Source organism: Clostridium sp. D46t1_190503_E9, from assembly GCF_015555225.1.
Classification (GTDB): Bacteria; Bacillota; Clostridia; order Clostridiales; family Clostridiaceae; genus Clostridium.
Genome location: NZ_JADNKB010000009.1, coordinates 178199 through 190548, shown reverse-complemented (window position 1 = coordinate 190548; position 12350 = coordinate 178199). Strand labels below are relative to the sequence as shown.

At 28.6% G+C, this 12350-nt stretch carries 9 protein-coding genes; all 9 read left to right on the top strand.

What is annotated here, in order from left to right; all coding sequences use genetic code 11:
• Positions 1-42: 42 nt before the first annotated feature.
• Entirely contained in the window at positions 43-435 is a 393-nt protein-coding gene (locus tag I2E83_RS12095) for a hypothetical protein (RefSeq protein ID WP_195430001.1), read from the top strand.
• A gap of 331 nt (positions 436-766) precedes the next feature.
• On the top strand, positions 767-1192 hold the full coding sequence (locus I2E83_RS12090) for a MarR family transcriptional regulator (RefSeq protein ID WP_195266192.1): 426 nt from the start codon (positions 767-769) through the stop codon (positions 1190-1192).
• Positions 1193-1294: 102 nt separating this feature from the next.
• On the top strand, positions 1295-1894 hold the full coding sequence (locus I2E83_RS12085) for a nitroreductase family protein (RefSeq protein WP_195430000.1): 600 nt from the start codon (positions 1295-1297) through the stop codon (positions 1892-1894).
• A 426-nt stretch (positions 1895-2320) separates the two neighbouring features.
• Entirely contained in the window at positions 2321-3028 is a 708-nt protein-coding gene (locus I2E83_RS12080) for a pirin family protein (RefSeq protein WP_195429999.1), read from the top strand.
• A 368-nt stretch (positions 3029-3396) separates the two neighbouring features.
• The gene (gene nifJ, locus I2E83_RS12075; RefSeq protein WP_195429998.1) at positions 3397-6924 is read left to right on the top strand and encodes a pyruvate:ferredoxin (flavodoxin) oxidoreductase; all 3528 of its coding nucleotides are present in this window, start codon (positions 3397-3399) and stop codon (positions 6922-6924) included.
• A gap of 544 nt (positions 6925-7468) precedes the next feature.
• Positions 7469-7789 carry a PTS sugar transporter subunit IIB gene (locus I2E83_RS12070; RefSeq protein WP_207733843.1) on the top strand — a complete coding sequence of 107 codons (321 nt, stop codon included), beginning with the start codon at positions 7469-7471 and terminating at the stop codon, positions 7787-7789.
• A 26-nt stretch (positions 7790-7815) separates the two neighbouring features.
• On the top strand, positions 7816-9156 hold the full coding sequence (locus tag I2E83_RS12065; protein WP_195429997.1) for a PTS sugar transporter subunit IIC: 1341 nt from the start codon (positions 7816-7818) through the stop codon (positions 9154-9156).
• Positions 9157-9177: 21 nt separating this feature from the next.
• Positions 9178-10563, top strand: a complete 1386-nt coding sequence (pepV, locus tag I2E83_RS12060; protein WP_195266173.1) for a dipeptidase PepV — start codon at positions 9178-9180, stop codon at positions 10561-10563.
• 312 nt (positions 10564-10875) lie between these two features.
• On the top strand, positions 10876-12264 hold the full coding sequence (locus tag I2E83_RS12055; protein WP_195429996.1) for an aspartate ammonia-lyase: 1389 nt from the start codon (positions 10876-10878) through the stop codon (positions 12262-12264).
• The last annotated feature ends 86 nt before the right edge of the window (positions 12265-12350 follow it).

Genomic DNA, 12350 nt, shown 5'->3' with positions numbered 1-12350 from the left:
GTATGTTTATAATAATAAAAAATAATTTTAGGAGGATTTATTATGATAAAATATCAAGGGAAAAATTCAAATTATCAATTAAATGCGGACAAGATAAAGAAGGTTTTTCATGCGCAAGCTTCAGGATTTTTTAGTGAAGAAGATGGTACATCTTTTTTAAAGGATTATGATGCTATTACTAAGACATTTCCTACAAAAGATTATGCTTTAGTAATTGATGCAGCAGAATTAAAGCCATCAAGTCCAGCCGTAGCAAATATGTTAGGAACTTTATTACAAAGATATATGGAAGTTCCATTTAAGAGCAGATTTTTAGTTACTCAAGGAAATGTTGTTACTATGTCTCAATTTAAGAGATTAGGAAAAGAAATATCAGGTTGGACTGAATCAGTACAATATGTAGATGATTTTAATGAAGCATTACAGAAACTATAGAATTATAAATAAGTAAATTATTTTATTACTATGTGTACAAGCTATATAGTAATCTATTACATAAAATTAAATATTAATATGAAAGCATATAAAAAATCTAATATAAAGATTAGAAATTTTATATGCTTTTTATTTATTTTAAGTAAAAGTATTATTCTTTTTTGTTAATTTACTGGTTAGAATCAATTACTATAAATTTATCATAATATATGTTCACATAAAATAAAATAGTTGGTTTTAAAAAGATGATAATTATTATCAATAAATATCTTGACTTAAAGATATTTAAGATATATAATTATCTTGAAATCAAGATAATGTAGGTGGAGATATGAGCGATATAAATTTAAAACTAGTTATTGCTATGGCTAGAACTTATAATGATATGTTTTTTGAAATAGAAAAAAATGTTCAAGAATTTGGACTTAATATTAGTGAATTTGGTGTTTTAGAAATGCTATATCATAAAGGTGATCAACCAGTACAAAAAGTAGCTGAAAAAATTTTAGTTACAAGTGGAACAATAACATATGTAATAAATAAATTAGAAAAGAAAGAATTAGTTGTTAGGAGAAAATGCGAAAAAGATAAAAGAGTCTTTTATGTTTCTTTAACAGAAGAAGGAAAAGAACTTATTTCAGATATATTTCCAAAACATAAGGAGTTCTTAGATAATTTATTTAGTGAATTGGATGAAAGGACTAAAAGAGAATTAGTAGATAACTTAATTCAATTAAGAAACATATTAAAAAAATAAGCTTTAAATTATAAGTTTATAGACTTTAAGAAATTATTTTAGATAGATAAATAATTAAAATCAATCAAAAATTTAAAATGGTATGATAGGAGAATGATGTAAATGAGTAAAAATTTTTATGATGCAATAAAAGAAAGAAGAAGTATATATTCAATTAGTAAAGAATCACCTGTGTCAGATGAAAGAATTAAAGAAGTAATAGAGGATGCAGTAAAACATGTTCCATCTTCTTTTAATTCACAAAGCTCAAGAGTAGTCGTATTATTTGGAGAAAAACATGATAAGTTATGGGATATTACAATGGAAGCATTAAGAAAAATAGTTCCAGAAGAAAACTTTTCTTCAACTGAACAAAAAATAAATTCATTTAAAGCTGGTCACGGAACAGTATTATATTTTGAAGATTTTAGCGTAGTAGAATCATTACAAAAGCAATTTGAACTTTATAAAGACAATTTCCCAGTTTGGGCAGAACAAACTTCAGGAATGTTGCAATTTGCTATTTGGACAGCATTATCTATTGAAGGACTTGGAGCAACACTACAACATTATACTGAATTAATAGAAGATGAAGTTAAAAGAGAATTTAAAATACCAAATAATTGGAAAATGATTGGACAAATGCCTTTTGGTAAAGGAACAGCTCCAGCTGGAGAAAAAGAATTTTCACCAATAGAAAACAGAGTGAAAATACTAAAATAATCAAGAATTAACCTTAATGATATGTATTAACTTTCCGATTTTTATATAATTTCGAATACAATTCTAAATTTAAGATATCTAAGATGACTAAATTTTTATAACTCACTACGCTCAAACAATAAAAATTCTTAACGCCATCTTAGATATCTTAAATAAGAATTGTAGTTTCTCATTATAATAAAATCTCCAATTTAATACATATCATTAATGAGGCTAATTCTTTATTTGATAATTTTAAGTGGAGGAATAAAAGTTGGCGAAGATAAATAGACTGTGGAATAAGCATATAGCGTGCAATTAGAAGTACTTGGCATAGTAGTTTTTCCAAGCCTAGTACTTCTTTGCACAGCTATTTAGCTTATGGAACATATCTAGTTATCGTAGCCTTTATATTCTCATTTTATAAGAAGCTAAGGAGGTTTGATTATGTTAAGAAAATTGGACCATAGAAACATGGGAAAAAGTAATTTAGGATGGCTTAAGAGTATATTCCATTTTTCTTTTGCAGAGTATTTTAATATAGATAATATGAATTTTGGAGTATTGAGAGTTATAAATGATGATTTGATTGAAGGTAATACTGGATTTGATTTACATCCACATAAGGATATGGAGATAGTATCTTATGTAGTTGAGGGAGAATTAACTCATGGCGATACTATGGGGAATAAAAATACTATTTCTAGAGGCCATGTTCAATACATGAGTGCAGGAACGGGAGTATATCATAGTGAATATAATTTAGGGGATAGTACGGCTAGGTTGTTACAAATATGGGTTATTCCAGATAAAAAAGGATATAAGCCAGCATATGGGGATTATAGATTCAATTGGGACGATAGAAAAAATAAATGGCTTAATATAGTTTCAAGCAAAGATGGAGATTCTGCTATTAAAATTAATCAAGATGCAAATTTTTATGTAGTAGAACTAGATAAGGGAAAAGAAATAGATTTTCAAGTTGAATCTAATAGACAGGCTTATTTAGTTCAAATAGAAGGAAATTCTACAATTAATAATTTAGAATTAAATGAAAGAGATGCACTTGAAATAATAGAAGAAGATATTTTAATCAAGGCCGATAAGAAATCACATATACTTGTGATTGAAATGAAAAAGCAGTTAAAGTGGTAAAGTAGGAGAATTATTTAAATATAGTAGTATAGATTAAAAAGTATATAAATATTGAAAAGTATATAAAAATTAAAAGTAAGGTAAGTCATGATAGAAATGATTTACCTTATTTTTATATCATAGTGAAATAGATAGTGTGGTATAAGTATTTAGTTCATATATTTTTTTTAGATTAAGTAAAGAAATTTAGTTTAATAATTATCTAGAAATAATAATTATCTTTTAAATTTAAGAAAATTTTGGTATAGTATTTTAAATACATGTATTTAATATTGAATAATAGACAAGGTCTATGCAAATACTTAAATTATTATAAGTTAATTTATAAATGTAGTTATTTTTAAATCATAAGGAGGATTAATAAAGATATGAGAAAAACAAAAACAATGGATGGGAATACTGCTGCTGCATATGTTTCCTATGCTTTTACAGAAGTAAGTGCAATTTTCCCAATTACTCCATCTTCACCTATGGCAGAACATATGGATGAATGGGTAGCACAAGGAAGGAAAAATATTTTTGGAAAACCAGTTAATATAGTGGAAATGCAATCAGAAGCTGGAGCAGCTGGAGCAGTACACGGGTCACTTCAAGCTGGTGCTTTAACTACTACATTTACAGCATCTCAAGGTTTATTATTAATGGTTCCTAATATGTATAAGATGGTGGGTGAGAGACTTCCAGCAGTTATACATGTTGCAGCTAGAGCAATAGCTACATCATCATTAAGTATATTTGGTGACCATCAAGATGTTATGGCTGCGAGACAAACAGGTTTTGCTATGTTATCTGAAGGATCAGTACAAGAAGTTATGGATTTAGCACCAGTTGCACACTTAACTGCAATTAAAGCTAGAATGCCATTTATTAATTTCTTTGATGGATTTAGAATATCTCATGAAATTCAAAAAATAGAAGTTTTAGAATATGAAGAATTAGCTAAGCTAGTTGATTATGATTCAATTAATGATTTTAGAAAAAATTCATTAAATCCTGATCATCCAGTTGTAAGAGGAACATCACAAAATCCAGATACATATTTCCAATTAAGTGAATCATTAAATAAATACTATGATGATATTCCAGAAGTTGTTGAAGGATATATGGCAAAAATTACAGAGCTTACAGGAAGAGAATATCATTGCTTTGATTATTATGGAGATCCACAAGCTGATAGAATACTTGTAGCTATGGGTTCTGTAATGGAAGTTGCAGAAGAAGCTATAGATTACTTAAGGAAAAAGGGAGAAAAGGTTGGGCTTGTAAAAGTAAGACTTTATAGACCATTTTCAATAGAAAAGTTATTAAAAGTTATACCAGAGACTGTTAAGAAAATAGCTGTTTTAGATAGAACAAAAGAGCCAGGATCAATTGGAGAACCATTATATTTAGATGTTGTTAGAGCAGTAAGTGAAATGGATAATCCACCTAAGGTATATGGAGGAAGGTTTGGTCTTGGATCAAAGGACCCATATCCATCACATATAGCAGCAATATTTGAAAATTTAAGTCAAGATAAACCAAAGAACAGGTTTACTATTGGTATAGAAGATGATGTTACTAATTTATCAATTTCACCAAAAGAAGAAATTGATGTTGCAGAAGAAGGAACAACAGCATGTAAGTTCTGGGGACTAGGATCAGATGGAACAGTAAGTGCAAATAAGAGTGCAATTAAGATAATTGGTGACCATACAAATATGTATGCACAAGGATATTTTGCTTATGACTCTAAAAAGTCAGGAGGAATAACTGTATCACACTTAAGATTTGGTAAAACTCCAATAAGATCACATTATGAGATAGATCAAGCAGACTTTGTAGCATGCCATAATCAATCTTATGTGTATAATTACAATTTATTAAAAGGTCTTAGAAAAAATGGTACCTTTGTTTTAAATACAATATGGACTGAGGAAGAATTAAATGAAAAACTTCCTGCAAGTATGAAGAGATATATAGTAGAAAATAATATAGATTTTTATATTATTAATGCCATAAAAATAGCACAACAAATAGGTCTTGGTGGAAGAATTAATATGATAATGCAATCAGCTTTCTTTAAGCTTGCTAATATAATTCCACTTGAAGATGCTGTTAAATATTTAAAACAAGCAGTTGTTACATCTTATGGTAAAAAAGGCGAAAAAGTAGTAAACATGAACTACGAAGCTATAGATAAAGGCATAGAATCTTTAGTTAAAATAAATCCACCTGAAGAATGGAAAAATGCTGAAGATGATAAATTAGAAGAAAAGATGGATGTTCCTAAATTTGTTGAGGAAATATGTATTCCAATAAACAAATTAGAAGGAAATCACTTGCCTGTATCTAAATTTATAGAATATGGAGCAGAAGATGGTACATTTATGGCTGGTACAACTGCCTTTGAAAAGAGAGGAATAGCAGTTAATGTCCCAGAATGGATTCCAGAAAACTGTATTCAATGTAACCAATGTTCATTTGTATGTCCACATGCTGTTATAAGACCATTTTTAGCTACACCTCAAGAAGTTAAAAATGCACCAAGCAGCTATAAGAGCTTAAAAGCTAATGGAATTAAGGGAGATAAGGAATATTTATATACAATAGGAATAACTCCTTTAGATTGTACTGGATGTGGAAACTGTGCTCAAATTTGTCCTGCACCAGGAAAAGCATTGGTTATGAAACCTATGGATACACAAAGTGATCAAATAGAAGCTTGGAATTATGCTGTTGAAGAAGTTACTCAAAAGACAAATCCTATGAGTAAAACTACTGTTAAGGGAAGTCAATTTGAGCAACCATTACTTGAATTCTCAGGAGCATGTGCAGGTTGTGGAGAAACAGCTTATGCTAAACTTGTTACTCAATTATTTGGAGATAGAATGATGATTGCTAATGCTACAGGTTGTTCATCAATTTGGGCAGCATCAGGAGCAGCAACTGCTTATAGACCGAATTATGATGGTCATGGTCCTGCTTGGGCAAACTCTTTATTTGAAGACAATGCAGAATATGGTTTAGGAATGTATTTAGGTGTTAAAACAATTAGAGAAAGAGTTGCAGATAATATTAAGATTGCATTAGAAAGTGATATGCCTGAAAATACAAAGGCTGTATTAAAAGATTGGTTAGATCATAAGGATAGTGGAGAAGGAACAAGACAAAGAGCAGAAAACTTAACAAGAGTTTTAGAAGAAGAAAATTCTGAAATTGCAAAAGAAATTTTAAAGGATAAAGAATTCTTTGTTCATAGATCTCAATGGATATTTGGAGGAGACGGATGGGCTTACGATATTGGATATGGTGGTCTAGATCATGTTTTAGCATCAGGTGAAAATGTTAATGTTTTAGTATTTGATACAGAAATATATTCAAATACAGGTGGTCAATCATCAAAATCAACTCCAGAAGCAGCAGTAGCAAAATTTGCTGCAACAGGAAAGAGAACAAAGAAGAAAGACTTGGGATTAATGGCAATGACTTATGGCTATGTATATGTAGCGCAAGTTTGTATGGGTGCTAACTTAAATCAAACACTTAAAGCAATTGCAGAAGCAGAAGCTTATAATGGACCTTCATTAATAATAGCTTATTCAACTTGTATAAGTCATGGAATAAAGATGGGTATGTCTAATACTCCATATGAAGAAAAGAGAGCAGTTGAATCTGGATATTGGCATTTATATAGATACAATCCTGACCTAAAGGTTGCAGGAAAGAATGCATTTAGCTTAGATTCAAAAGAGCCAAATAGCAGTCTTAAAGAGTTCTTAATGGGAGAAGTAAGATATGCTTCATTAGCAAAAGCTTTCCCTGAAATAGCAGAAGAATTATTTGCTAAAACAGAAGAAGATGCTAAAGAAAGATATGAAAGATATAAAAAGTTATCTCAAGATGCTTTATTATAAGATTATTATAAAAAATATAGTTTGTTAGAATATTATTCAATATAATAATTAGTATAAGATAAGTAGACATATTATATAATATTAAGTAAAATAATACTAAGTTCTAAAATGATATGTACTACATAAGTGAAGGCAGAGATATAAATTTAAAAATAAAATAATAAATTATGAATATAGCCTTTAATATGTTCTATAGATTAACTTGCAATGCAGCAGGAAATTTTAAGAATGATTAAGGCTATATTTTTTTATTACAAAAGCTAATAATATATATCCTGAGATAAATCTTCTGATTGTATTCTTTTATAATGGTTATTGTATATATAAATTTAAAAAATGATACACTAGTATAAATTAAAGAAAAAATTATAAAATGAGTGTGTTTATATACGATACACTAAAAAGAACTATAAATTTATACCCCTAATATATTAGAAAAATATCAATAAAATAAAGAGATTAGAGAATTATTAAAAAGTTGGTATAAAACTTGCTTAGTATAATTGTACAATTAATAAATTAAATTTATTTAGGAGGAATTATTATGAAAAACATATTTTTATTCTGTGACGCAGGAATGTCAACAAGCTTATTAGTAACAAAAATGAGAGAGGTTGCTACTAAGCATAATGTAAATGTTAACATAGAAGCGCTTCCTTTTGCAAAATCTTTTGAAACATTAAATGAAAAACAAGTAGATTGTGTTCTTTTAGGGCCACAAGTAAAATTTTTACTAAAAGATATAGAAGGACTTTGTAAAGAAAAAAAAGTTCCAGTAGATGTTATAAACGCTGCTGATTATGGAACAATGAATGGTGAAAAGGTATTAAAGCAAGCAATAAAAATGATAAAAGCTAATCAATAAGATTAATAAAGAAAAGAGGGTATAAAATGAATAAGTTTGAAGCAATGTTAGAAGAAAAAGTTATTCCTATAGCTCAAAAGATATCTGCACAAAGACATTTAAGAGCTGTCCGTGATTCTTTTGCAACAATAATGACTTTCTTAATAATAGGATCTGTATTTATGATAATTGCAGATTTCCCTATACCGGGATGGGAAGATTTACAAGTGAAACTTTTTGGAGAAGGTTTCTATCAACTAATTAAAACTCCAGTAAGAGTAACTTTTGATTTTATGGCTGTTTATATAGCAGGTGCTATAGCATATAACTTATCAAAGAGATATAGAATAGATGCGTTTACAGTATCTTTAATAAGTATAGCAAGTTTCATTATATTAATGCCATTTGATAAGTATATTGAAATAGAAGGAACTTCTCACTATGTAGGAAGAATGATTGAAATTGGCAACTGGGTAGGAGCTAAAGGTATTATAGTTGCTATATTTGTAGGTATCGTAGTTACAGAAATATTTAATATATTTGTAAAGAAAAATATTTCAATTAAGATGCCTCCAAGTGTTCCAGAAGCAGTTTCAAAAGCATTCTCAGCACTTATCCCTGGATTCGTTATTATTACATTAATGCTAGTAGTTCGTACATTATTCCAAATAACTTCATATGGTTCAATATTCGATATGATTTATACAATGATAGCAGCTCCAGCGCAAGCTTTAGTTGGGAATAATATATTTGGAGCTATAGGATTAGCAGTATTATCTACTTTATTCTGGTTCTTAGGAGTTAATGCAACTTCAACATTAAATGGTGTTGTAAGACCGTTCTGGTTACAATTACAAGAAGAAAATATGGCTGCAATTCAAGCAGGACTTCAACCACCACATATTTTAACTGAACAATTCTATGATTTAGTTTACATGGGAGGAATAGGAGCAACACTTGCTGTTTGTATATTCTTAGCATTAAGAGCTAGATCAAAGCAATACAAGGAAATTGGTAAGTTATCAACAGTACCAGGTATATTCAATATTAATGAGCCAATTATGTTTGGATTACCTATGGTTTTAAATCCAATTGCATTTATTCCATTAATAGTAGCACCAGTAGTTCTTATTTGCATAAATTACTTTGCAATGAGTACTGGAATAGTACCAAAACCAAACGGAATTTACTTACCTTGGACAACTCCTCCAATAATTCAAGGATACTTAATTACTGGAAGTATAAGAGGTGCATTATTACAATTATTTGATATGTTTGTTGTTATGGGAATATGGTATCCATTTATTAAGATGATGGATAAGAAGCAATATGAATTAGAAGTAAAAGAAGCTGAAGAAGATGATGATGATTTTGATTTCTCACTATAATATAAAAGTGAGGTAATAAGTATGGATTTATTCAATAATCTAAAGTTAGAAGATGAATTTTTTAATGATTTATTTAGAATACTTAAAATAAACACAGTTAAAACTGAAAAACAAGATGATGCTCCTTTTGGGAGTGGCATAAAATCAGGATTAGAATGTATATTAGATATATGTAAAAGTTATGGCTTTAACACTACAAACTTAGATAATTACATTGGATATGCTGAATATAAAAATGAAGATAGTAAAGATTATGTAGGTGTACTTGGACATATCGATGTAGTTCCTGTTGGAGATGGATGGAATACAGATCCTTTTAATCCTGTAATAAGGGAAGGAAAGTTATATGCAAGAGGAGCATTAGATGATAAGGGGCCACTATTTGCTTCATTATATGCATTAAAGCTGTTGAAGGATTCAGATATTAAGTTATCTAAGAATGTTAGAATTATATTTGGAACTAATGAGGAATCAGGAACTGAGGATATAGATTACTACTTAGAAAGAGAAAAGCCACCAATATTATGTTTTACACCAGATGCATACTTTCCAATAGTTACTTCAGAAAAAGGAATATTAACTTTTGAGCTTACTCATAAAGTATGTCCTAGTGAAGAATACAAAATTGAATATATTAAAGGTGGTAAAAAGTCTAACATAGTCCCAGATATTTGTGAAATTAAAGTATCATTTAAAGATAGAAGCTTTTTAAATAATTTCAATAATTTAGATTTGAATAAGGCATATAATATTGAAACTCTAGAAAATGAAAATTCAATATTAGTAAAGGCTTTTGGAAAATCTGCTCATGCTAGCACTCCAGAAGAAGGAGACAATGCAGTATGCAAGATGATGGAGTATTTATATAAGACTTTGAACTTTAATGATGATTTTACAACCTTTTTAAAGGATTTTAATAATCTTATTGGAAGAGGCTATAATGGAGAAAATTTAGAAATTAATTTTGAAGATGAAGAATCAGGAAAATTAACTATGAATTTAGGTATTGTTAATGGAGATTCTGAAGAGATAAGAATGAGATTTAATGTAAGATATCCAGTAACTATTGATTTTAAGGAAATAGTTAAAAAAGTAGAAGAAAAATTAGATTTAAGTACATTAAATTTTGTAATGGGAAATCATAATTATCCATTACATTTTCCAAAAGATCATAGTCTTATAAAATGTTTAAAGAAAGCTTATGAGGAAACATTTAAGAAAGAAGCTAAACTTTTAGCTTCAGGTGGAGGAACTTATGCTAAATTAATGCCAAATACAGTAGCCTTCGGGCCTCTTAATGAAGGAGATCCTGATTTAGCTCATCAAAAAAATGAGTATATAGAAGTAAGTCAACTTAAGAAATGTATAGAAGCATATGCAAGAGCAATTTATGAATTAGCAAAATAATATAATGATAAAAATCTTAGAATGATTTTAAATTATTCTAAGATTTTTTTTATTGTTATAATTATAAATAAGGTTAATTAGAGTATAAAAGAGGAATAAGTTATAAATTAGTGTGTTAAATAGACTGGAAAATTTGCTTAGTGTATAAAATGATATTAGAATATCCAAAGAAAAGTAATACAGTTTCTTGTAGTGAATAAATATTTTATAAAAAGTAACTATAAATCAATATTTATATATTTGGCATATATATTGCTTTCTAAATATAGTAAGAAAATGTTTAAAAGTATTTATTACTTAGGAGGTATTAAAATGAATTATAGAAAAGAAAGAGATTCTATTGGTGAAAAATATGTTGAAAAGGATGCTTATTATGGAGTTCAAAGTTTAAGAGGATATGAAAACTTTAGAATAAGTGGATTAAATATAAATAAAGAATTTATAAAGAATTTAGCTATAGTAAAAAAAGCATGTGCAATCACAAATGAGAAAACTGGAGAATTAAAAAAAGAGTTAAGTAATGCAATTATTAAAGCTTGTGATGAGATATGTGATGGAAAATATTTTGATCAATTTATTATAGATCCTATTCAAGGTGGAGCAGGAACTTCAATGAATATGAATATAAATGAAATAATAGCAAATAGGGCAAATGAAATATTAGGATATAAAAAGGGTGAGTATTACCCAGTTCATCCAAATGATCATGTAAATATGGGACAATCAACAAATGATGTAATTCCTACTGCAGCTAGTATAACAGCATATGAATTATTGGTTAGATGTATAAGAAATATTAAAGTTTTGGAAACTGAATTAGATGAAAAGGCTAAGGCGTTCATTGATATTATAAAAATGGGAAGAACAGAAATGCAAGATGCAGTTCCTATAAGTTTAGGATCTGAGTTTAAGGCATTTTCACTAGCTATGGGTAGAGATGCTAAGAGGTTAGAAAAAATTAAGGACTCATTATTAACAGTGAATTTAGGGGGAACAGCTGTAGGAACAGGTATAACAGCTAATAAAGAGTATATAAAAGAAGTTACAAAAGTGTTAGCAGAATTATTTGGAGAAGATATAAATCAATCAGAAGATTTAATTGATGGAACTCAAAATCTTGATAAGTATGCTGAGATTTCATCACAGTTAAAGGTTTGTGCTGTTAATTTAAGCAAAATTTCTGGTGATTTAATATTAATGTCATCAGGACCAAGAACTGGTTTTGGAGAAATAAAATTACCTTCAAAACAAAATGGTTCTTCAATCATGCCTGGAAAGGTTAATCCAGTAATGCCAGAAGTAATGAAGCAAATAGCATTTCAAATAATGGGAAATGATTTAACAATAACCATGGCAACTCAAAGTGGACAATTGGAATTAAATGCCTTCTATCCAATAATTATGCACAATATATATGAGTCTATAATAATTTTAACAAATGGCATAGAAACTTTTATAGAAAATTGTGTTAAGGGAATCGAGGCTAATGAGATAAGATGTAATGAACTTGTAAACGGAAGTATAGGGATTGTAACAGCTTTAGCACCAGTGTTAGGATATGAAAAAGCCGCATACATTGCTAAGAAAGCCTTAAATACAGAAAGATATGTTAAGGATGTTGCCATTGAAGAATGTGATATGCAAGAAAATGAAGTAAGTAAGATATTGAACATTAAGGATATGGTGAACTTAGTAAGCTAATAAAGAGATTATATCTAAGTAGCTAGTTCTAAAAGGAATATTTTGGTTTATTTAAAAATTAAATAAATTATATGATAAATTAATAG

Excerpts from the sequence above, each read along its gene's own strand:
- I2E83_RS12065 (WP_195429997.1), top strand. The coding sequence starts at position 7,816 with ATGAATAAGTTTGAAGCAATGTTAGAAGAAAAAGTTATTCCTATAGCT.
- nifJ (WP_195429998.1), top strand. The coding sequence starts at position 3,397 with ATGAGAAAAACAAAAACAATGGATGGGAATACTGCTGCTGCATATGTT.
- I2E83_RS12085 (WP_195430000.1), top strand. The coding sequence starts at position 1,295 with ATGAGTAAAAATTTTTATGATGCAATAAAAGAAAGAAGAAGTATATAT.
- I2E83_RS12080 (WP_195429999.1), top strand. The coding sequence starts at position 2,321 with ATGTTAAGAAAATTGGACCATAGAAACATGGGAAAAAGTAATTTAGGA.
- I2E83_RS12090 (WP_195266192.1), top strand. The coding sequence starts at position 767 with ATGAGCGATATAAATTTAAAACTAGTTATTGCTATGGCTAGAACTTAT.
- I2E83_RS12095 (WP_195430001.1), top strand. The coding sequence starts at position 43 with ATGATAAAATATCAAGGGAAAAATTCAAATTATCAATTAAATGCGGAC.
- pepV (WP_195266173.1), top strand. The coding sequence starts at position 9,178 with ATGGATTTATTCAATAATCTAAAGTTAGAAGATGAATTTTTTAATGAT.
- I2E83_RS12055 (WP_195429996.1), top strand. The coding sequence starts at position 10,876 with ATGAATTATAGAAAAGAAAGAGATTCTATTGGTGAAAAATATGTTGAA.
- I2E83_RS12070 (WP_207733843.1), top strand. The coding sequence starts at position 7,469 with ATGAAAAACATATTTTTATTCTGTGACGCAGGAATGTCAACAAGCTTA.